This is a genomic window from Yinghuangia sp. YIM S10712, assembly GCF_051388935.1.
Taxonomy (GTDB): domain Bacteria; phylum Actinomycetota; class Actinomycetes; order Streptomycetales; family Streptomycetaceae; genus Yinghuangia.
Map to the genome: position 1 here is coordinate 1039136 of NZ_JBPKBI010000001.1, position 21260 is coordinate 1060395.

Annotated in this window: 16 protein-coding genes and 1 pseudogene; 12 read left to right on the forward strand and 5 right to left on the reverse strand. The window is 70.8% G+C overall.

Translation table 11 applies throughout. The features are described 5' to 3' along the window. Window positions 1–48: 48 nt before the first annotated feature. From ACRX5W_RS04840 to ACRX5W_RS04850, 3 genes are all read left to right on the forward strand, one after another. Window positions 49–780, forward strand: a complete 732-nt coding sequence (locus ACRX5W_RS04840; protein WP_436786623.1) for a hypothetical protein — start codon at window positions 49–51, stop codon at window positions 778–780. A 156-nt stretch (window positions 781–936) separates the two neighbouring features. After that, window positions 937–4635 (forward strand): UvrD-helicase domain-containing protein, encoded by a 3699-nt coding sequence (locus ACRX5W_RS04845; protein WP_436786624.1) that lies wholly within the window; start codon window positions 937–939, stop codon window positions 4633–4635. Window positions 4636–4826: 191 nt separating this feature from the next. Then, window positions 4827–5996 (forward strand): PP2C family protein-serine/threonine phosphatase, encoded by a 1170-nt coding sequence (locus ACRX5W_RS04850; protein WP_436786625.1) that lies wholly within the window; start codon window positions 4827–4829, stop codon window positions 5994–5996. Between the two features lie 15 nt (window positions 5997–6011). Here ACRX5W_RS04850 and ACRX5W_RS04855 read toward each other — a convergent pair whose 3' ends face one another. Beyond that, on the reverse strand, window positions 6012–6872 hold the full coding sequence (locus ACRX5W_RS04855; RefSeq protein WP_436786626.1) for an endonuclease/exonuclease/phosphatase family protein: 861 nt from the start codon (window positions 6870–6872) through the stop codon (window positions 6012–6014). Between the two features lie 213 nt (window positions 6873–7085). Here ACRX5W_RS04855 and nudC point away from each other — a divergent pair, with 213 nt between their 5' ends. Continuing rightward, window positions 7086–8006: an NAD(+) diphosphatase gene (nudC, locus tag ACRX5W_RS04860; protein ID WP_436786627.1), complete on the forward strand. Its 921-nt coding sequence runs from the start codon at window positions 7086–7088 to the stop codon at window positions 8004–8006. A gap of 49 nt (window positions 8007–8055) precedes the next feature. On the opposite strand, the gene ACRX5W_RS04865 is transcribed toward nudC, so the two are convergent. After that, window positions 8056–8319, reverse strand: a complete 264-nt coding sequence (locus ACRX5W_RS04865; protein ID WP_436786628.1) for a mycoredoxin — start codon at window positions 8317–8319, stop codon at window positions 8056–8058. A gap of 153 nt (window positions 8320–8472) precedes the next feature. Here ACRX5W_RS04865 and ACRX5W_RS04870 point away from each other — a divergent pair, with 153 nt between their 5' ends. The 4 genes from ACRX5W_RS04870 (at window position 8473) to ACRX5W_RS04885 (ending at window position 12203) form a co-directional block, all read left to right on the forward strand. After that, window positions 8473–10710, forward strand: coding sequence for an ATP-dependent DNA helicase UvrD2 (locus tag ACRX5W_RS04870; RefSeq protein ID WP_436786629.1), 2238 nt, complete (start codon window positions 8473–8475; stop codon window positions 10708–10710). Window positions 10711–11018: 308 nt separating this feature from the next. Then, the gene (locus ACRX5W_RS04875) at window positions 11019–11396 is read left to right on the forward strand and encodes a hypothetical protein (protein WP_436786630.1); all 378 of its coding nucleotides are present in this window, start codon (window positions 11019–11021) and stop codon (window positions 11394–11396) included. A gap of 172 nt (window positions 11397–11568) precedes the next feature. Beyond that, window positions 11569–11907 (forward strand): WhiB family transcriptional regulator, encoded by a 339-nt coding sequence (locus ACRX5W_RS04880; RefSeq protein WP_436786631.1) that lies wholly within the window; start codon window positions 11569–11571, stop codon window positions 11905–11907. Between the two features lie 62 nt (window positions 11908–11969). Next, window positions 11970–12203, forward strand: coding sequence for a hypothetical protein (locus tag ACRX5W_RS04885; RefSeq protein WP_436786787.1), 234 nt, complete (start codon window positions 11970–11972; stop codon window positions 12201–12203). 833 nt (window positions 12204–13036) lie between these two features. Here ACRX5W_RS04885 and ACRX5W_RS04890 read toward each other — a convergent pair. Together ACRX5W_RS04890 and ACRX5W_RS04895 are read right to left on the reverse strand one after the other, a co-directional pair. Then, the gene (locus ACRX5W_RS04890; protein ID WP_436786632.1) at window positions 13037–14404 is read right to left on the reverse strand and encodes an ABC1 kinase family protein; all 1368 of its coding nucleotides are present in this window, start codon (window positions 14402–14404) and stop codon (window positions 13037–13039) included. After that, window positions 14401–15609: a TOMM precursor leader peptide-binding protein gene (locus ACRX5W_RS04895; RefSeq protein WP_436786633.1), complete on the reverse strand. Its 1209-nt coding sequence runs from the start codon at window positions 15607–15609 to the stop codon at window positions 14401–14403. Before ACRX5W_RS04895 ends, ACRX5W_RS04890 begins: the two co-directional genes overlap by 4 nt. 321 nt (window positions 15610–15930) lie before the next feature. Between ACRX5W_RS04895 and ACRX5W_RS04900 the strand changes: the two are divergent. The 4 genes and pseudogenes from ACRX5W_RS04900 to ACRX5W_RS04915 all read left to right on the forward strand — a co-directional run. Beyond that, window positions 15931–16464: pseudogene (locus ACRX5W_RS04900) on the forward strand (M48 metallopeptidase family protein); the annotation flags it as partial. An 818-nt stretch (window positions 16465–17282) separates the two neighbouring features. After that, window positions 17283–19028 (forward strand): TerD family protein, encoded by a 1746-nt coding sequence (locus ACRX5W_RS04905; RefSeq protein WP_436786634.1) that lies wholly within the window; start codon window positions 17283–17285, stop codon window positions 19026–19028. A 7-nt stretch (window positions 19029–19035) separates the two neighbouring features. Continuing rightward, on the forward strand, window positions 19036–19719 hold the full coding sequence (locus tag ACRX5W_RS04910; protein WP_436786635.1) for an AIM24 family protein: 684 nt from the start codon (window positions 19036–19038) through the stop codon (window positions 19717–19719). Window positions 19720–19732: 13 nt separating this feature from the next. After that, a complete protein-coding gene (locus ACRX5W_RS04915) occupies window positions 19733–20482 on the forward strand; it encodes an AIM24 family protein (protein WP_436786636.1) in 750 nt (249 codons plus the stop codon). A 148-nt stretch (window positions 20483–20630) separates the two neighbouring features. Here the strand turns inward: ACRX5W_RS04915 and ACRX5W_RS04920 are convergent, their stop codons facing one another. Continuing rightward, complete coding sequence (locus ACRX5W_RS04920; protein ID WP_436786637.1) at window positions 20631–21206, reverse strand: NUDIX hydrolase; 576 nt, start codon at window positions 21204–21206, stop codon at window positions 20631–20633. Window positions 21207–21260 lie beyond the last annotated feature (54 nt).

Consider the following 21260-nt stretch of genomic DNA (forward strand, 5'->3'; position numbering starts at 1 on the left):
CTGGCGCGCGCAAAGTCCTGATCGTCCCCGTCAGCAATGGAGTTTCCCGTGCGCATCCGTCGTATCGCCGTGGCCACGTCAGCGGCGGTCTTGGCCGCCCTCTCTCTTGGTGCGTGTTCCGACGACGAGGAGAAGGACAACACCAAGACCGAGGGGCCGGCGCTGGCCGCCGAGGCGATCGAGGCGATGAACAAGATCAAGTTCCTCGACAACAACGGCACGACCACCGACGAGGACGGCAAGACCGAGACCATCAAGGCGTGCGCGGTCATGGCGACCAAAGCGGTCAAGGGCACGACCGAGAAGGGGGGCGAGAAGGTCGAGCAGATTCAGGTCGGCGGGTTCTACTACACGAAGACCTCGGGCAAGGGCTGGGCGCACCTGATCGGCGAACCGGACAACGCCGCGCTCGAGCAGGGCCTCGATGAGGTCACGGCGGGCAAGTGGGTCAAGTCCGAGATGGACGAGGGCGACGAGACCATCGACTTCTTCGACAACAAGACGGATGACGTCACCAAGGGTGAGGTGATGGAGTTCCGTGGCAAGAAGGTCGTCCCGCTGATGAAGACCGCCAAGAACGGCGCGAAGAAGACCTACTACGTCGCGGCCAAGGGCGATCCGGTGATTGTCGGCCAGATTGAAGAGGGGCCGGAGCCCAAGGAGCGCTCCGAGTCAGTGATCACCAAGGCCGACAACTGCGATGCCGTCGAGCCGCCTGCTGACCAGGTCGTCGAGGACACCGAGGTCAACAAGACGGTCGCGCAGCTCAGGGGCGAATAGTTCCCCACGCGGCCGCATCGCGTTCGGCGGGGGCTTTCCCCCGCCCGTTCGCGCATGGGCGCAACTGCACGTGCTGCCGTGAACCGCAGGTGAATCCGGAGCGAATCGGGCACATCGTCACGGCTCTCTGCCGCTCGTATCCCGCTTCCGGACACGATGCGGACGTTGTCCTCACGTCCGTCTACCCTTGCGCCGGTGCGACCCGCTCACCAGACCCTCATCCGCGACGAGGACGACCTCAAGCGCGTCCTCGACGTCGACTACTCGCCCGAGCAGATCGCCGCCATCACCGCGCCCCTCGAACCCGGCGTGATCGTCGCGGGCGCCGGGTCCGGCAAGACGACCGTCATGACGGCCCGCGTCGTGTGGCTGGTCGGCACCGGCGCGGTACGCCCCGACGCGGTGCTCGGCCTGACGTTCACCAACAAGGCCGCGGGCGAACTCGCCGAACGCGTCGACCGGGCGCTGATGCGGCTGTGGCCGAATGCCGACGCTCGCGGCGACGACGACGAGGCCGGCGAGCCGACGATCTCGACGTACCACGCCTTCGCGGGCCGCTTGTTGACCGAACACGGCCTGCGCATCGGTCTGGAGCCGTCCGCGCGCCTGCTTGCCGACGCGACGCGCTTCCAGCTCGCCGCCCGCGCCGCGCGCGGCGCGCCTGGGCCGTTTCCCACACTGACCAAGACGCTGTCCGCGATCACCGCCGACGTGCTCGCGCTCAGCGGCGAACTCGCCGAACACCTGGTGCCCGTCGAGCGGTTGCGCGAGTTCGACCGTGCGCTGATCGCCGAGGTGGAGGCCGCGGAGAAGCCGTCCGCGGGAGCCAGGGCCGCCGCCGACGCCGCGCGCAACCGGCTCGACTTGTCCCGGCTGGTGGCCGAGTACGCGGACGCGCGGCGCCGACGGGACCTGCTCGACTTCGGCGACCAGATCGCGTACGCCGCACAACTCGCCGAGGAGCGCCCCGAGGTGGGGGAGATGCTGCGCGAGACGTACAAGGTCGTGCTGCTCGACGAATACCAGGACACCTCCGTCGCGCAACGGCGCCTGCTGTCAGGCCTGTTCGGCGTTCCCGAGGGCGTCGCCCCCGAGGACGCCCCCGGTCGCGGCCACCCCGTCACCGCGGTCGGCGACCCCTGTCAGGCCATCTACGGGTGGCGCGGCGCGTCGGTGGCGAACCTCGACGAGTTTCCCCGCCACTTCCCGCGCCGCGACGGTTCGCCCGCCCCGCGCTTCTCCCTCGCCGAGAATCGACGCAGCGGCGGCCGACTGCTCAGCTTCGCCAACGCACTCGCCGAGCCGCTGCGCGACATGCACGAAGGCGTGGAGGCGCTGCGCCCCGGGCCGGGGGCCGGCGCCGACGGATGGGTGCGCTGCGCGCTGCTGGAGACGCAGGACGGCGAGATCGCGTGGCTCGCCGATCAGGTGCAGCACGTGATCGGGACGCGCTTCACCCCGGACGGCGACCTGATCGGGCCGCGCGATGTGGCGGTGCTCGCCCGTACCGCCGCCGACTTCGCCGAGATCCACAAGGCACTCGTGGAACGCGACATCCCCGTCGAGGTCGTCGGCCTGAGCGGCCTGCTCAACCTCCCCGAGGTGGCCGATCTCGTGGCCACCTGCGAAGTGCTCGACGACCCCACCGCGAACGCGGCCCTCGTCCGCCTCCTGGTCGGACCGCGCTGGCGCATAGGCCCGCGCGACCTCGCGCTGCTCGGGCGGCGCGCCGGTGACCTCGTACGGTTCGACCACGGGACGGCGGAAGGACCCGACGCGCGCCTGGAGCAGGCCGTCGCGGGCGTGGACCCCACCGAGGTCGTCTCGCTGTCGGACGCGCTGTCGGATCCCGGCGACGACTACCCCTTCTCGACGGACGCGCGGATCCGGTTCGCCCGGCTCGCCGCCGAGATCCGCGAACTGCGCCGCCACCTGGGCGAACCGCTCATGGACGTGCTGCACCGCGTACTCACGGCCACCGGTCTCGAAGTCGAGCTGTCCGCGTCGCCGGGCGCGGTCGCGGCCCGGCGCCGGGAGACGCTGCACTCCTTCCTCGACGTCGCGGCCGGCTTCGCGGACCTGGACGGCGACCCGTCGCTGACCGCCTTCCTCGCCTTCCTTCGGACGGCCGCCGAGCACGACAAAGGGCTCGACGGAAGCCTGCCGAGCGCCCGCGACTCGGTGCAGGTGCTGACCGCGCACAAGTCGAAGGGCATGGAGTGGGAGGTCGTCGTCGTCCCCGGGCTCGTGGACGGCGCGTTTCCGAGCGTGCAGGCGCAGGCAAAATGGACTAAAAGCGGGCGTACCCTCCCGCATCCGCTGCGTGGCGACACCGACGGCCTCCCCGAGCTCGCCGACCTGACGCCGAAGAGCTTCAAGGCCTTCGACGCCGAGATGCGCGCCCACAAGGCCACTGAGGAACTGCGCCTGGGATACGTCACGTTCACTCGTCCCAAGCAGTTGCTGATCGCATCCGGCCACTGGTGGGGCCGCACGCGCAAGAAGCCGCGTGGCCCGTCGGAATTCCTCCTCGGCCTCGCCGAGCACTGCGCGGCCGGCAACGGCGACATCCTCACGTGGGCCCCCGAACCCGCCGAGACCGACAACCCCCACCTCGCCGGGCAGGTCGAACACGCGTGGCCGCTGCCGCTCGACGCCGTGGCCCTGGAGGAGCGCCGCCGCGCGGCCCGCGACGTGATCGACGAACTCGCCCGTCTCGAACGAGCCGCGCGCGAGGACGTACACCCCGGACCGGCCTCGGAGACCGCGCCCGCCGACCCGCCGGCCGTCTTCGCGGACGTCGAAGCTGCGGAGTTCTTCGACGAACCCCCGCCGGACGACGAGGAGTTCCCCCCGCCACCGGACGACGACCACGGCGGCTGGTGGGACGACGACGCGGCGACCGCCGGGTCTGTCGGGCCGCCGCCGGTGTCCTCCCCGCGCACGATGGCCCAGCCGGCCCAGCCGGCCCAGCCGGCCCAGCCGGGCGACGGCCTTGTCGACCCGACCGACCCGACCGACCCGACCGACCGATTCGGCTCGCACGGCTCGCTTGGCCCGCCCGAGATGCCCGACCCGTCGGACCCGTCGGACCTGTCCGACCCGTCCGGGCGGACGGTGCACGACCCGACCCTCGTGCCCGTCGCCGAAGACGACACCGACCACCTCGGCCCCGCCGACCGCGAGCTCATCGAATCGTGGGACCACGACCTCGACCGCCTCGTCCAGGAACTCCTGCGCGGGCGGTCGGGGGTGCGCGAGGTCGAACTGCCCGCCTCGTTGTCGGCGTCGCAACTTCTGCGCCTCGCCTCCGACCCCGACGGCCTCGCCCGCGAGCTGGCTCGGCCCATGCCGCGCCCACCGGCGCCCGCCGCCCGGCGCGGGACGCGGTTCCACGCCTGGATCGAGGCGCAGTTCGGCGAGCGTCCGCTGCTGGAACCCGACGATCTGCCCGGTGCGGCCGACGAGGACATCGCCGACGAGGCGGATCTGGTCGAGTTGCAGCAGGCGTTTTTGCGTACGCCGTACGCTCAGCGTGCGCCGTACCGCATCGAGGAGTCGTTCCAACTCGTTCTGGGCGGGCGTGTGGTGCGCGGCCGGATCGACGCCGTTTACCGGGACGCGGACGGCCGGTTCGAGGTCGTCGACTGGAAGACCAACCGGTCCTTCAACGCCGACCCCCTCCAGCTCGCCGTTTACCGCCTCGCGTGGGCCGAGCGGGCGGGGGTGCCGCTCGACGAGGTCACCGCGTCGTTCGTCTACGTCCGATCGGGCGAGGTCGTCCGACCGCGTGGGCTGCCCGACCGGGCCGGAATCGAACGGGTCCTCGCGGGGAAGCCGACAGCCGACGCGTGAGGCGGCCGGGTCGTGAGTCGTGCGTCACGCAGCCGCCGTCACGCGCGTGGTCGCAGGCTGACTGGATGCGTCGACTCTTGATCGATTCGTATCGTGGTGTGACGCATCGTTTCGCGTCGTCCGGCTCGGATGCCGAAAGTCTGCAGTGAGCCTGCGGGGGAATCTGCGGAGAAAAGAGGACAGGACCCGATATGGGAGCATCGCTGCCGGACGCCGCGCCGCCGCCCACGGACCACGGGCCGTTCAACCGTGCGCGTCTGCTGCCGATCGTCAACTGGATACTGCGGCTGCTCCCCTTGGCGGTGATCGCCTTCGTCGTGGTGGTCGGCTACACCACGCCTCCCGAAGTGCGCATCGGCCCGCTCCTCGCGGTCGCGCCCGCTCTCGCGGGCCTGTTCCCGCGCTCGCCGCGCACACCGCTGTGGGTCGGCCTGACCGCGATCGCCGCCGGCGGCGCGCTCGCCGGCACCGGTGAGAACGAGGGCACCGGAGAGCCCTTCGTGACGCTGCTCGCGGTGCTGCTGGTGACCATGACCAGTTCGGCGGGGGTCCTGCTCCGGGAACGACAGGAACGCACGATCGAAGAGGTGCGCAGCGTCGCCGAAGCCGTGCAGCAGGTTCTCCTCACCCCCGTGCCGCGGCGCATCGGCCCTGTCCGGGTCGCGGTGCGCTACCGCGCGGCGGCGGCCGAGGCACGCATCGGCGGTGACCTCTACGAGGTGATCCTGACGCCCTACGGCGTGCGCGCGGTGATCGGTGACGTACGCGGCAAGGGCCTGGGCGCCGTGCAGACCGCGGCGGCCGTCCTGGGTGCGTTTCGGGAGGCCGCGTACGAGGAGCCGCAACTGCCCGGCGTGGTCGGCCGGATCGCGGCCAGCATGGGCCGGCGCCTGGAGGAGGACTTCGAGGAGTTCGTGACACTCCTGCTGGTCTGCTTCCCGCCGGAGGGCGGTATGCAGGTGGTCAACTGCGGCCATCCCTCGCCGCTCCTGCTGCACGCCTCCCACGCCGAGATGCTGGACCCGCCGTCGCCCGTGCCGCCGCTGGGCATCATCGATCCCGACCTGATCGACATCCCCGTACGCCGCGTCGCCATCGAGCCGGGCGACCGCGTGCTGCTCTACACCGACGGCATCGTCGAGGCCCGCGACGAGGCCGGCGACTTCTACCCGCTGCTGGACCGCGCCCCCGACAGCCTGCCCGGCGTCGAGGAGACCCTGGACCGGATCTCCGCCGACGTGCAACGCCACGTCGGGCGCCCGCTGGAGGACGACGCGGCGATGCTGCTCATCAAGTACGCGCCCACGATCGGCGGCGTCCACGACGCCGGCCACCACCCGGTGGGCGCCCACCAGTCCTGAGCGGGCCGCCGTCCGTCACAGGCGCAACTCGACCACCAGCGCACAGTGGTCGGACACGCCGAGCCGGACCGCCTCGCTTCTGCGGACCACATCCGGCGGAAAGCCGTGTCCGAATACGTGGTCGAACTGCACGCGCGGACGGTACGACGGGTACGTGGGCACCCGGGCCAACGAGTGCCACCGCACCCGGTGCCGGCGATTCCTCCCCGCCGCGCCGCGCTCCCGGCGCCCCACCACCGCCTGCGGGACCCGCCCCGGAAGGTTGAAGTCACCCAGCAGCAACTGCGGACGCGGCAGATCCGCCGACGACCGCCCGATCCGGGCCAACTGCGAGACGTTCCAACCCGGCACGAACGAAAGATGCGCGGCCAGCACAGTCAGCGGCCCGTGCGGTCCGTCGACCACCGCCGCCAGCACCGACCGCGGCTCGTCCGGCACCCGAGTCAGTCCCGGCCGCCCCTGCACACGCAGCGGCAGACTCAACGGCGCCGCCGGGAAGCGCCGCGCACGCCAGCGCCGCACGGGAAGCCGCGACAAGAGTGCGATTCCGTACGACGGCCCGCCCTCCCCGTCGTGCTCCGGCCCGTAGACGTGACGCACGGGTGCCTCCGCGGTCGGCAACCACCCGGAGACGGGCGCCGGCACCCCGTGCACGGCTGCCAGGAACCGCCACGCCTCGGCCCCCATCGCGCGGGCCGCAACGGCAGCCTGGTCGACCCCGCCGGACCGCTCCTGGTGCCGGTCCACCTCCTGCAACGCGACGATGTCCGCGTCCAGCTCGGCCATGGCCTCGGCCAGCCGCTCGGGTCCCGTGCTTCCGTCGTCCAGCGCCATTCCGTGCAGCAGGTTGAACGTCGCCACCTTGAGGACAGTCATATTTCGACCGTACGGGCGCGAACAGACAGGGTCTTTACCCGACCGGGCAAATGTCCTGATCTTGCATCTGATCGGCCCCGCCGAGTCTCCCCCGACCGTGCTCCCGTGCTCCCGCGCTGCCACACGATCGTGTACACCGGAGTGACGACGTCGCACGCGAACACGTGATCGACGCAGCAGCAAGAGGCGGCAAGTCGCAAGAGGAGCGTGTTGGTGGACGACCGCGACCCACAACTGGCCATGACCCGGGCGACGCATGATCGCGCGGCGGAACATCGGCTCGACGACGCATGGTTGGCGAAGACCTGGGAGTCCTCCGATGCCCGAGTCCTGGTCACCGCGCGGGGCAAAGTGCACTGGACCGACAGGTCGGCGGACGGCAACGGCCCCGCCCTCGTCCTCGTCCCGCCCGCCGACGCCCCGGAGGGGGAGCGGTACTTCCTCGGCGTCGACCCCGACGGCACCCCGCACTTCGCGGTGGCCGCGGAAGCCCTGCCCGAGAGCATCGACGCACAGGTCGGGAGCCTCTACACGCTCGGCTCCGTGTTGGGCGACCGCGACGCGGGCCTGCTCGTGCACGCCGTCGGCCTGGAGAACTGGCACCGGACGCACACCTTCTGCGCCCGGTGCGGCAAGCCGACCCGATCCGCCTCGGCGGGACACGTCCGAAAGTGCACCGAGTGCGCCGCCGATCACTTCCCGCGCACCGATCCGGCTGTGATCATGCTCGTCATCGACCCCCTCGGCCGGGCGCTGCTCGGACGGCAGGCGAGCTGGCCCGAGAAGCGGTTCTCGACCCTGGCCGGTTTCGTGGAGCCCGGCGAGTCGCTGCGGCAGGCGGTGGCGCGCGAGGTCGCCGAGGAGGTCGGCGTCCGCATTGAGGACGCGACGTACGTCGACAGCCAGCCGTGGCCGTTCCCGTCGAGCCTGATGCTCGGGTTCCACGCCACGGCGGCGGACGACCGCATCCGCGTGGACGGAAACGAAATCGCCGAGGCCCGCTGGTTCACCCGCGACGAGCTGCGTGCCGCGGTGGACGGCGGCGAGGTGCTGCTGCCCGGCCGCATCTCCATCTCGCGGCATCTGATCGAACTGTGGTTCGGCGAGAGGTTCTCCGACTCCGTCAAGTGGTGAACGCGCGAAAGCCCCGCCGGGAGGCGGGGCTTTCACATGTGCGCGAGGGTCAGGCCGCAGCCGCCGCGAAGGCGTCCTTGACCTGAGCGAGGCTCGGGTTGGTCGCCACCCACTGGATTTCGCCGCCCACCGTCACGACCACGGTCGGGACGGTCTGGTTGCCGCCGTTGACGCTCATCACGTAGTCGGCGGCCTTGGCGTCCTGCTCGATGTCGACCTCGTCGTACGCCAGGCCCTCACGCTCCATCTGGCTCTTGAGGCGGCGGCAGTACCCGCACCACGGGGTGCTGTACATCGTCACGGTGGCCGACATCCTGGGGTCTCCTTCTTGTGGTGGCTGCTGTCCGGGTTGGTCAACGCACAGCGGAAGCGTTTTTCTTCCGCGTCCGTGCCGTCGCTCGTCCACAGACCCGTCGCCTGTGGACAACCTCACGGCGGTGAGAGTGTGCCCTGAGAGGATGAACCGGTGACCGACCACCACGGGCCGCAGCCCACCGCCGACGAGATCTTGGACGCACTCGACCCCGAGCAGCGCCGGGTCGCGAAGTCCGTCGACGGCGCCGTGTGCGTGCTTGCGGGTGCGGGCACCGGAAAGACCCGGGCGATCACGCACCGCATCGCGTACGGCGTGCTCACCGGCGTCATGCAGCCCATGCAAACCCTCGCGGTGACCTTCACCGCGCGCGCGGCGGGGGAGATGCGCGGGCGATTGCGGCAACTGGGCGTCTCGGGCGTGCAGGCCCGCACGTTCCACGCCGCGGCGCTTCGCCAGTTGCAGTTCTTCTGGCCGCGCACCTACGGCGTCGACCCGCCCCGGCTCACGGAGAGCAAGATCGCCTTGGTCGCCGAGGCCGTGCACGACTGCCGGCTGCGCGCCGACCGCACCGAACTGCGCGACCTGACCGGCGAGATCGAGTGGGCCAAGGCGACCCAGACCGCACCCGACGACTACCCGGGCCAGGTGCGGGCGACCAAGCGCAAACCGCCCCGCGACGCCGCCGAGATCGCCCGGGTGTACGCGGCGTACGAGAAGATCAAAGCCGGTCGCGGCCAGATGGACTTCGAGGACGTCCTGCTGCTGACCATCGGCCTGCTGGACGACCGCATCGAAGTACGCGAGCAGGTCCAGGCGCAGTACCGGCACTTCACCGTCGACGAATACCAGGACGTCAACCCCCTCCAGCAGCGCCTGCTCGACCTGTGGTCCCAGCAGGCGCGCAGCCTGTGCGTGGTCGGCGACGCCAGCCAGACCATCTACTCCTTCACCGGGGCGACCCCCGCCTTCCTGCTCGGCTTCCGACACCGGCACCGGACGTCGGAAGTGGTCGAGCTCGTCCGCGACTACCGTTCGACGCCTCAGGTCGTGCGGCTGGCCAACCGGCTGCTCACCCACGCCACCGGCGAGGCGGCCAGGCACCGGCTCGAACTCGTCTCGCAGCGCGAGGACGGGCCCGCGCCCGAGTTCGTGGAGTTCGCCGACGAGCCGGCGGAGGCCGAAGGGGTCGCGCGCCGTATCAGGAAACTGCTCGACCGAGGGGTGCGCGCCGCCGAGATCGCGGTGCTGTTCCGCACCAACGCGCAGTCCGAGGGCTACGAACAAGCTCTCGCGGACCACGGCATCCCTTATGTCCTGCGCGGCGCCGAGCGCTTCTTCGAGCGGCCCGAGGTGCGCCAGGCCGCGGTGTTGCTGCGCGGCGCGGCGCGTTCCGGGGGCGGCCCGGGGGCGGGTGGCGACGCCGGCAGCCTCGCCGCGGAGGTGGGCGCGGTCCTCGTCGCGGGCGGTTGGTCCCCCGAGCCGCCGAGCGGATCCGGCCAGGTCCGCGAGCGCTGGGAGTCGCTCAACGCGATCGTGCGGCTGGCCGAGGACTTCGCGGCGGCCCGCCCGGGGGCGGCCCTGCCGAGTTTCGTCGAGGAGCTCGCCGAGCGGGCCAACGCGCAGCACGCGCCGACGGTCGACGGCGTCACGCTGGCATCGCTGCACGCCGCCAAGGGCCTGGAGTGGGACGCCGTCTTCCTGGTGGGTCTGACCGAGGGCATGATGCCGATCACCTACGCCGACACCGACGACAAGGTCGAGGAAGAGCGGCGGCTGCTGTACGTCGGGATCACCAGGGCCCGCGAGCACCTGACGATGTCGTGGGCGCTCGCGCGGTCGCCCGGCGGGCGGGCCGGCCGGCGACCGTCGCGGTTCCTCGACGGGCTGCGCGGCGGCGCCGTGTCCCCCGGGCGCGCGGCTGCGGGACGCACGGGCGAGGGCGCCGCACAGGGGTCCGCGTGGCATCCGGGAGAGTCGCGTGCGCGGCGGGCCAAGGCCGGGCCGGTGCGGTGCAGGGTCTGCGGGCGGGGGCTGGCCGACGCCGCCGAACGCAAACTGGGCCGCTGCCTGGAGTGCCCGACGGACCTCGACGAGGCGCTTTTCGAGCGGCTGCGCGACTGGCGGCTGGGGCAGGCCCGGGTCCTCGGCCAGCCGGCGTACTGCGTGTTCACCGACGCCACTTTGACCGCGATCGCGGAAGCCGAGCCGAGTTCCGTGCAGCAATTGGCGAGAATCTCCGGCGTCACCCGCACCAAGATCGACAAGTACGGTCCGGACATCCTGGCGATCATCGCCGGGAGCTCTGCGGAAGACCTTGCCGAAGCGGCGGAGGCGCTGATCGCGGCGCGTGACGACGACGCGGTTCCGGGCCCGGAAGATCCGGTATGAGACGGTGCCGGGAGGCCTTTGCGAGAGGCCGGTTGAGGGACTTCCCTCAAGTGACCCCGGAGACGCGAAAAATAGTTTGCGCTTCTCTCAGCGGCCCATCTAACCTCACGAGCACGGTCAACGTGTTGACCGTGCCGGCTGCGAAGCCGAGCCGACCGACACGGCCGTGAGATAGCTGCGAGACTGAGCAAAACGCTGAACAAAGCGTTGCGCGAGACACTGCGCAACAGCGAGATCCTGTACCAGTCCGAATCACGGAACCGCCCAGCGGCGGGACCCGAGACCTCTGCGGAAGGGAGGCGAACGTCATGTCGAGCAACATCATCCTCGTTGCTGCCGCCACGGCTGTCGCGCCCGCCGCGATGTCGGTGCGTTCTGCTGAGCTGGGTGCGCTGAAGCCTGCCTCCGTCGTGGCCCTGAAGGGCCGCAACCTCTCGGCCTATGCCGAGACCGATGCCCGCGTGATTTCCGACGACAAAGCCGTGTTGCGGCGTCTCGGTCAAGGCATCGGTCTGGCGTCCAACGTCGAGCGCGGTTGGCAGGGCAGCGAGCGTACGAGTGTCGTCACGCCAGATGAGCGTCCGGCGGCATGTGAACAGCAGCAGGTCGAGGGCATGGCCCACGCCGTGGGCACGACCGGATTTGCCGGTATGCACGGGTATCCGTCCTGGAGGACGCGAACCTGACGAATCGTCAGGTCGGCACTCCAGGGCCGCGGAACCCGTACACACCGGGATCCGCGGCCCTTGTCTTTGTCCTGAGGCAACCCAGCCGAACGCGTCCGCCAGGACCGCAGGCCTTGGCCCCCTTGGTCCAAGTGGCAGCAGCACCAACCGAGTTCACCACAAGGAGCACCACGTGCCGTTCGACAGTCCGCCCACTCCCGACGCCCCAGCTGTTCCTGTACCGGAGGTAGACCTGATGACTCTGACCGCGTTCGACGACATCGACGCCGTCGAGGGCACCATCCCGTGCCGTTCCTACGACCCCGAGGTGTTCTTCGCCGAGTCGCCCGCCGACGTCGAGTACGCGAAGGCCCTCTGCGGCGAGTGCCCGGTCCGTGCCGCGTGCCTCCAGGGCGCGCTGGAGCGCCGCGAGCCGTGGGGCGTCTGGGGTGGCGAGCTGTTCATCCAGGGTGTGGTCGTGGCCCGCAAGCGGCCCCGTGGGCGTCCGCGCAAGACGGAGGTCGCCGCGTGAACCCCGCCGATCTCCCGCGAGCCACCACCGCCGAGCGCACCCCGACCGCACGCCAGGAACCAATGGACACCCCGACCACCGCCGCCGACACCCACCCCACGCTGATCCTGGACAGGAGCCGTGACATGCATCTTCTCCATGAAGCGCTCGCAAGAGCACAGATGGAGGACCGACTACGCGAGGCGGAACTGCAACGCAGGGCCGCGCACGTCCGCGTCGCAAGGAAGATGAAGCGCCGCGCAGAGGTCGCCTCCCTACGCGCCCGCAGGGCCCTCGCCCTCGCGGTCATGCAGTAGGCAAGCGCCGCACCAAGTGCGGTAGACAAGCGCAACCGACAGGCGGGGGGGGGGGGGGGGGGGGGGGGGGGGGGGGNGAAGCGCCGCGCAGAGGTCGCCTCCCTACGCGCCCGCAGGGCCCTCGCCCTCGCGGTCATGCAGTAGGCAAGCGCCGCACCAAGTGCGGTAGACAAGCGCAACCGACAGGCGGGGCCCGTTCGGATCCTTCGGATCCGAACGGGCCCCGCCTCGTTGAGGACTCAACGCCGGTGCTTGGCAAGGAGGTTGGCGCGTTGGAAGCCCGTTGCCCTCGCCGAACGGATTCGCCCTCGCCCCGCCTCGTCGAGCCCCCAACCCCAGCGTGCGGCACGGAGGTTCGCACGTTGGGAGCCTGCGGCCTCGCGGAATCGGATTCGACCAGGGCCTGCCTGGTCGAGCAGCCAACGCTTGTGCGCAGCACGGAAGTCCGTGCGCTCGGAGCCTGTGGCCTTGGTGGCCCACAGGACGAGACACCTCAAGTGCCGGCCGTGGGTGGGGTGTTGCGGGTCCCTGGTCCTGTCGTCATCCAACGCGGGGTCATCCGGAAGCACGTGCGACCAGCGTCCGCCGCATGTGGGGCGCACACCGACGGCCTTACGCAGCAGGCAGGTTGCCGCCGCCGGAGATGCCGTGAGGCGCCGAGTGGTCCGGCCGCGCCCACCGACCACCGCACGGAGGGGCTCACCGAGCGACAGACCACGCCGGACCGGTTCCCGTGCCTCGCCCGGCGTCGACGCCTCGCGACGCGCGTCTCACCGAGCGACAGCCCGGGCCGAGATCGTCCCCGGCTCGCCCGCGACCACCGCACGGCTGGGTTACTCCGCTTCGTCGGTCTCCCCGTATTCGTCGAGGTCGTCCTCGATGTCGTACTCCAGCTCGGCGAAACCCGGGAGCCAGCACTCCAGTTCCTCGCGAAAGGGAACCTCCGCATTGAGCTGGCACAGCACGCCGATCGTGCTGAGTGTGACGCGGTGGATCAGCAGGTAGCTCGGCGGGAGGTTGAGCTGGCGGGCCATCTGCGAGGCCGGGTTGCGGGGGTCGCCGATGCGCGCGCCCTGGACGCGCATCCACGCGCGCGTGAAACGGAAGCGTTCGACCTGCGCCGGTTCGACCATGGGCAGCAGGTAGTCCAGCACCTCCTGCGCGTCCAGCTTGATCGACGGCTTGACGAAGCCTTCCGTGCGCAGGACCTCCATGACGCCCTCGGCCTCGTTGTCGAGCGCGAGGCGCATGGCGACGCCTATGGGTTCCGGCAGACCGTCCGGCAGCCGGTTGACCGTGCCGAAGTCCAGCACGCCGAGTCGGCCGTCCGGCAGCAGCCGGAAGTTGCCCGGGTGCGAGTCGGCGTGCAGCATCCCGGTGCGCACCGGTCCGGAGAACAGGAAGCGCACCAGAAGGTGTCCGGCCTGGTCGCGTTCCTCCGGCGTGCCCTTGTCGATGATCCGGGACAGCGGCGTCCCGTCCATCCATTCGGTGACCAGAACGCGTTCGGCCTGGAAGACCACGTGCGGGACGAAGATGTCCGGGTCGCCGTCGAATTCGTCGGCGTGGGCCTGCTGGGCCTCCGCTTCCAACTGGTAGTCGAGTTCTTCCGCGACGCGGGTCTTGAGCTCGGCGATCAGCGGCTTGACGTCGATTCCCGGGATCAGCGCGCCGGCGAAGCGGGCGACATGGCTGAGTTGGTTCAGGTCGGAGATCAACGCGTCGCCCGCACCCGGGTACTGGATCTTGACCGCGACTTCGCGCCCGTCGTGCCACACCGCCCGGTGCACCTGCCCGATCGACGCGGCGGCGGCCGGCTTGTCGCTGAACTCCCGGAACAGCGAACGCCAATCGCTGCCGAGATTCTCGGCGAGCGCCTTGTGGACGCTGCGCGTCGGCATCGGCGGCGCGGCGTCCTGCAGCTTGGTCAACGCGGCGCGGTACGGCTGCGCCACCTCTTCGGGAAGCGCGGCCTCGAACACCGAGAGCGCCTGGCCGAGCTTCATCGCCCCGCCCTTGAGCTCGCCCAGCACTTTGAACATCTGCTGGGCGGTGCGCTGCTGCAATTCGGCGGCGACGATCTCCGCCGGTCGGCCTCCTATCCGCCGACCGAGACCCAACGTCGCCCGCCCGGCCACCCCGAGAGGCAAGGAGGCGAGCTTGGCCGTCCTGGTCACCGCTTTGCGCGGAAGTTCACTCACGCAGCACCTCGCCGGCGCGTGGTGTCGCCTTCGCGAACCGCGCCTGTGGTTTCCGATCGCTCATTTCGCTCGATCACACTTTCCATTGTGGGGGACGTTCCTCCCTGCCATACGGGAGAGTGCGCGCGCGAGGGCGGCAGCGCGGTACCGGCTGCGTCGCGGGTGTGGTAGGCGAAGGCTCCGCAGTCGCATTCCCGGTGCGGCAGCCACGTGCGCCGCCGCGAGGTTCCGTCGGGCAGGGCGATGTGGAACGTCGTGTCGGTGGCGGTCGGTGTGTCGCCGTCCAGGTGCATCAGCACTTGGAGGGCGGCACGCGCCGCGACGGCGGTGGCCAGGACGCCGTCGCAGGCCCGGCCGGGCGGCGGGCCCTGTGGCGCGGCGAGTTGGGTGAGCAGCCGGGGCCACGCCGGGTCGCGGTCGCGGCGGTGCAGGTCGAGGCAGCGTCCGCACGCCGCGCGCCCGGGCAGGACGAACGGCCCGACGATGCCTGTGGTCTCGCGAACGTCGGCGTACAGATGGGCGGTGCCGTGGGCCATCAGCCGTGCGGCGAGCGCCGGCTCCGGACGTCCTTCCGGTGCGATCACCGCGGCATCGGGGCCGCGTCGCCCGGCCGGGAGCGTCAAACGGATATCCGGTTCCACGCGTCGCAGTGCCTCGCGTGCGGCGGTCTCGCGGCGCTTGCGCACGCCGTCCCATGCACCGCCGGCAGGGCCCGCGTCGGCGCGGGTGAAGGCGCGCTGGTCGGTCACTTCGACGGTTCCCACGCCGGCCGCGGCAAGCAGGGTGGCCACCGCCGCGCCCACGCGCCCGGCGCCGCGTACCGCAACGGTGGCCGCGGCGCGACGGGCGAAGAGACCGCCGCCGCCGTCCGGTGGGCGTCGCAGCAGAGCGGCCGAGGCACGGTCCGGTGCCAGTCGGTCGCCGCGAGCCGGACGGTGCGGCGGGCCGGCGTCGGCGTCCTCCAGGGCGCCCTGCCCGGCCAGCAGATCGAGCAGCGCGCGGGTGCGTCCCGGGACGATCCCCAGCCGCGACGCCAGGGTGTACAGCTCGTCGGGGGTGCGGGTGCCGTCGAGTTGTGCGACGACGCGGGCGAGTGCCGGATCGAGGCCGGCGAGCAGGAACGCGCGTGCCGGATCGAGCCCGAGTTGCAGCGTGTGGCGGTCGCGCCAAAGGCGTACGAGGGAAGTGCGGAGTCGGGGGCGCATAGGGGTTTCCTGGAGTCCGAGATCTGCGAGAGGCGGGCGGAAATCCGGAGTCGGCAAGGGAGTCGGACGGTCGACCGGTGGGGCCGGAGTGATCGTTGTGCGGTCAGGGGCGATGAATGGTGAGAGGTCCAGGGTGGCTCCTGGTGCCAAAGCGGCCCCGTCGGTTGTCCACAGCCTCGATGTGATAATCCGAACAATCTGGGAGGAAAAAGCCAGGAAAGCCACCAAATCCACGCGATTCCGGGTCGCTGAAACCGATGATTTGTGGACGCGGCGTCCGCGGGACGGCTCGTTCCGAGTGCCTTTGGGTAACGTCGGGTTGTGGCCGCCGAACCCGGGGCCGGACGCTTCGGCGTGCCCGGAAACCCGCATGAGAACGCCGTCGAGATCCGCCGCAGCACTCGACGGCGCAGAACCGTGTCGGCCTACCGCGACGGAGATCGCACGGTAGTCCTGCTGCCCGCGCGCATGTCCGAGGCCGAGGAACAGCGCTGGGTCGGGGTCATGTTGGACCGGCTCGCGGCCCAGGAGAAGCGCCGGCGCCCGACGGACGCGGCTCTCACCCAGCGCGCCCGCGAGCTGTCCGACCGTTATCTGTCCGGCCGTGCGGTTCCGTCGAGCGTCCGCTGGGTCGACAACCAGCACACCCGCTGGGGCTCGTGCACGCCCCTCGACGCGTCGATCCGGCTGTCCAGCCGCTTGCAGGGCATGCCGCCGTACGTCGTCGACTACGTGCTGCTGCACGAGCTTGCCCATCTGCTCGTGCCTGGTCACGGCCCGCGCTTCTGGACCCTCCTTGCCGCGTATCCGCGCACCGAGCGCGCCCGCGGCTACCTGGAAGGAGTCGCGGCGGCGGGCGGCTTCGCAGTGACGGACGAGGACGACGACGTCGAGGGCGTTGCCGAGACCGCCGCCGACGCGGATCCGGGTCCTGTGGCGGCCGGAGAGGCGATCGCCGACGACGCCGCGATAGCTGCGGAAGAGCGCGCCGACCGTGCGCGGACCACCCGCAACAGCGCCGCCGAGGGAGGCCGCACCCGCAAGGCCACGACAGGCCGCACACCACGCGAGCGCGCCTAGGGTCTCTCCTCAAACGCCTGCCGCGGTCGCACGCCGGGCCTGGCAGCCCTCCCAAGCCCGGCGCCGCCCCTCGCGGAGTCGCTGATTTCTCCCAGTACGCGCAGCACCGACCCGCTCGGGCGCGCTTCTCGCAGAGGGGCCGCAGATGCGGTGTCGCCTCGGGCTCCGGTGGCGGTGAGACCGTGGACAGAAGCTCGGGTCCGGAGGCCCCTTTTCCGGCGGCCCCCGGTGAGCCTCCGCTCTCCGCTGGGGCTCGTCGTGTCGGTGCTCGGTTGCGGGGCGGGGGTCGGGCGACTGCCGCTTTCGCGAACTCAAGGGTTACCCCTCGATCCGTACGAACGAGCGGACTTTTCATCGCGGTGGTGCGCCGGTCCGTAATAACGTGAGGGCTTGCCCATGGACGGCCGTGCGGCGACGCGGCTGCCCGCGCGGAACCGGAAGCCCGGTGTCCACGTCGGGATTCCACAGGGGGTCAGCCGGGGTTCACACGGGCCCGGGCACCGGGCCCGGCACATGCCGGGATGTTGTAGCGTGCCGTGCGCGGTGGGGGTCATGCCCGGGTGGGCCCCTTCTGACGGGAAGGGAGCCACGAGGTGGTCGAGTTCAGGAAGGGTCAAAAGGCCAAGCTGGCCGATCTGACCCCGGGAACCGATCTGTACGTCGGCCTGCGGCTTGACGCCCCGGGCCTGACATTCGACATCAGTTGCTTCGGCCTGGACATGAGCGACCGGTTGTCCGACGACCGGTACTTCGTGTTCTTCAACCAGCCGAAGTCGCCCGAGGAGTCGATCCAACTCCTCGGCGAACAAGCCGGCGACCAGGAGTCGTTCCGGGTCACGCTGGACCGCGTGCCGCCGCAGATCGGCAAGCTCGCGTTCACCGCGACCATCGACGGCCAGGGCCAGATGTCGCAGGTCGCGTCCGGCTACATCCGCATCGCCGTGGGCGGCCAGGAAGTCGTCCGCTATTCCTTCACCGGTGCGGAGTTCAGCACCGAGCGCGCGGTGATGATCGCCGACATCTACCGCAAGGAGCCGTCGGTCTGGCGGTTCGCCGCGGTCGGTCAGGGCTTCGACGGCGGTCTCAAGGCGCTGTTGGAGAACTTCGGCGGCGAGGCGATGGAAGAGGACGACGCGCCTCCGCCGCAGCAGCAGGCCCCGGCGTTCGGCGCACCCCCCGCCGCCCCGGCGCCGTCCTTCGGCCCGCCGCCCGGAGCGCCGCAACAGCAGGCGCCCGCACCGGCGTTCGGCGCCCCCGGTGGCCAGCCGCAGCCGATGGCCGCGCAGGCTCCGCCGCCTCCGCCGCCCCCGCCGCAGCCGATGCACCAGCAGCCGCCGATGGGCCAGCCGCCGGGCCAGTTCCCCGGCCAGATGCCGCCAGGTCAGATGCCCCCGGGGCAGATGCCCCCCGGCCAAATGCCTCCGGGCATGCCCCCCGGTCAAATGCCCCCGGGGCAGTTCCCGCCGCAAGGTCCGCCGCAGGGCCATATGGCTCCGCCGATGGCCCCCGGCCAGATGCCGGGCCAGATGCCGCCGGGACAAATGCCAGGTCAGATGCCTCCCGGCCAGTTCCCCGGCCAGCCGGGCATGCCGGGGCAGGGCGGGATGCCGCTGGGCACCGCCCAAGGCGGCATGAACCAGGCCGGCATGGGCCAGGCGGGCCTGCCGATGGAAGCCCAATACGGCTACGGGCTCGAACAGTTCCAAGAGGTCCAGGGCCAGGGCCGCTGGGTGCAGCAGAATCCCAAGCTCATCAAGGCACGGCTTGCCGGCAGCACCGTCAAGGTGATCGCCAAGCAGGGCTCGATGGTCGCCTACCAGGGCAAGGTCGACTTCAAGTTCCAAGGGCAGGGCTGGGGCCAGCGCCGCGACAACCGGCTGACCGGTCAGTCGATGGAGCTCATGCGCTGCGAAGGCGACGGCGAGGTGTTCTTCGCCGAGGACGCCGGCAACCTCCACTTGGTGGAACTGGCGGGCCAGGCCCTGTGCGTGAACGCCGCCAACCTCCTGTGCTGGGACGAGGGCCTGAACCTCGAGGTGCAGCGCATCGAAGGCCAGGGCATTCCCGGCGGCGGCCTGTTTGTGCAGACCATCAGCGGCAACGGGACCGTCGTCATCAAGACGAAGGGCATTCCGATGGTGCTGCCGGTCAACCCGGGCGCACCCACCTTCGCGGACACCAACGCGATCGTCGCGTGGACGAACGGCATGCAGGTCTCGACGAGCACCGCGGTGCGCGTGCGCCGTACGGCCTACCCCGGCCACAGCGGCGAGACTGTCTCGCTGCAATTCCGGGGTATGCAGGGCCACTTCATCGTCGTCCAGCCGTACGAGGTGTGAGGGGATCATGGACCAGCAGATGATGATGTCCGCGTACGGTCAGCAGGCGCCGACCGCACGCATGAGCCCCCACGGCAACAAGATCTGCCGGGTGAGCCTGCAACAGGGCCAGGACCTGTTCGCCAAGCAGGGCTCGATGATCGCCTACAACGGCTTCATCAACTTCATGCCCTACCGGGAGAGCCGCGGCAACCGTGTCCGCGGGCGTACCGCGGGCGAGCAACTGGCGCTGATGCAGTGTCAGGGGCAGGGTGACCTCTACCTCGCCGACTACGGCGCCGACGTCGTCATGCTCCAACTCCAGGGCAACGGCATCTCGGTGAACGGCGCGAACATCCTCGCGTTCGACGCGACGCTGACGAAGTCGATCGGCTGGGTCTCCGGCATCGCCAACAAGTTCAGCGGCAACGGCATGACCAACATCGAACTCAGCGGCAACGGCTGGGTCGCGATCACCACGCGCGGCACGCCCGTCGTGTTGAACCCGTCGGAGCAGGAGACGTGCGTCGACCCCGACGCGCTCGTCGCGTGGTCGACCGGGCTGCGCATCAAGAGCAAGCGTTCGGCCCGCATGGGTGCGCTGGTCGGGCGCGGCACGGGCGAGGCGATGCAGGTCGCGTTCAGCGGCGCCGGCTTCGTCGTCGTCCAGCCGTCGGAGGACTCCACCGACCGCTTCCACATCCGCGGCTGAGCGGGGAGAGACCATGCAGAGTTCACTGTTCGGCTACACCGAGGTCCAGTCGCAGGACCGCTGGGCGCTTCAGAACCGCCAGATGCTGCGCGTTCTGCTCGGCCCGCAGAACCAGGAAGTCCTGGCCCGCAAGGGGTCGATGGTCGCCTTCACCGGCGGCGTCGACTTCGACGGGCACATGCAGGCGGCCGGCGAACGCCAGGCCGCGCGGCAGACAGGCGAACAGCTCGACCTGATGCGGTGCAGCGGCAACGGCACCGTCTTCCTGGCCAACATGGCGCAGGCCGTTCAGATCCTCGACCTCAACAACGAGGGCCTGACCGTGGACGGCCAGTACGTGCTGGCCCTCGACTCGACGCTGAGCTGGAACGTCGTCCGCATCGAGAGCCAGCACGGCATCGCGGGCGCCGGCGGCTACAACCTCGAAGTCGGCGGCACCGGCAAACTGGCCGTCATGACCTCGGGCAAGCCGCTGGTCATGCAGGTCACCCCGCAGCAGGAATGCTTCGCGGACGCTGACGCGGTCGTCGCGTGGACCACCAGCCTCGTGACCCGCATGGAGGCGCAGACCACCTCGCAGCGCATCTGGAGCCGCCGCGGCGGCACCGGCGAGGGCTGGAACCTGAGCTTCCAGGGCCAGGGCTACGTCATCGTGCAGCCGAGCGAGCTGCTGCCGCCGACCACGTTCACCGACGCGGGCGGCTACCTGGCCAACCGCGGCATGGGCCAGCAGGGCATGCGCGGCAACACCTGGGGAAGCTGACCGATCACCGACGAACGACGCAGGGCGTGCCCGGACCTCGGGCACGCCCTGCGTGCGTGTGCACAGAAGCAGGGGCCCTGCTGATGGTGCGCCGATGGGCAGTCGGTCCACCGGGCGTTGGGGATGCGGTACGTCCCGCTGCCGCCCGTCAGCCCAGCAGCACCGCCGCGCGTGCGACGAGGGTACGGACCGCGTCGTCGGTCTGCTCCGGCAGCGCGTCGTACGCGAACCACCGCAGATCCAAGGACTCTTCGCTGATCCGAGCGGTCGCGTCCGGCTCGGCGACCGCGACGTATTCGACGTCGTAGTGCACGCTCCACTGGTCGGGGCCACCGCAGCGCACATCGTGCCGGTCGAGACAGACTGGTTCGTGACGAAGCGTCAGGTCGCGGATGCCGGACTCCTCGACGGCCTCGCGCAACGCCGCGTCGGCGAGTGTGGCGTCGGCGGCCTCGCAATGCCCGCCCGTCTGAAGCCACAGCCCGACCTTCGGATGCAGGGTCAGCAGAACCCGCCCGCGCGTCGGATCGACGATCAGCGCACTGGCCGTGATGTGCCCTTCCCGGCGCGACCGCCACACACCGTCGGCGAACCGGCCGAGGTGGGCGAGGTACGCGTCACGCAGCTTCGCCTGGGCGGCGTCCGGCGCGTCCCAGGCCGCGAGAACCCGGCGGGCGTCGTCGTGGAGTGAGGCGGACGGCGTCGTGGTTGCGGACGAAGTCATGCGCACAGCCTGCCGCATATACGCGCCTTTCCCGAACCGGCCCTGGGGGGGGGG

Excerpts from the sequence above, each read along its gene's own strand:
- ACRX5W_RS04855 (WP_436786626.1), bottom strand. The coding sequence starts at position 6,872 with ATGACTGTCCTCAAGGTGGCGACGTTCAACCTGCTGCACGGAATGGCG.
- ACRX5W_RS04920 (WP_436786637.1), bottom strand. The coding sequence starts at position 21,206 with ATGACTTCGTCCGCAACCACGACGCCGTCCGCCTCACTCCACGACGAC.
- ACRX5W_RS04875 (WP_436786630.1), top strand. The coding sequence starts at position 11,019 with ATGTCGAGCAACATCATCCTCGTTGCTGCCGCCACGGCTGTCGCGCCC.
- ACRX5W_RS04885 (WP_436786787.1), top strand. The coding sequence starts at position 11,970 with ATGGACACCCCGACCACCGCCGCCGACACCCACCCCACGCTGATCCTG.
- ACRX5W_RS04910 (WP_436786635.1), top strand. The coding sequence starts at position 19,036 with ATGGACCAGCAGATGATGATGTCCGCGTACGGTCAGCAGGCGCCGACC.
- ACRX5W_RS04850 (WP_436786625.1), top strand. The coding sequence starts at position 4,827 with ATGGGAGCATCGCTGCCGGACGCCGCGCCGCCGCCCACGGACCACGGG.
- ACRX5W_RS04895 (WP_436786633.1), bottom strand. The coding sequence starts at position 15,609 with ATGCGCCCCCGACTCCGCACTTCCCTCGTACGCCTTTGGCGCGACCGC.
- ACRX5W_RS04915 (WP_436786636.1), top strand. The coding sequence starts at position 19,733 with ATGCAGAGTTCACTGTTCGGCTACACCGAGGTCCAGTCGCAGGACCGC.
- ACRX5W_RS04865 (WP_436786628.1), bottom strand. The coding sequence starts at position 8,319 with ATGTCGGCCACCGTGACGATGTACAGCACCCCGTGGTGCGGGTACTGC.
- ACRX5W_RS04845 (WP_436786624.1), top strand. The coding sequence starts at position 937 with ATGCGGACGTTGTCCTCACGTCCGTCTACCCTTGCGCCGGTGCGACCC.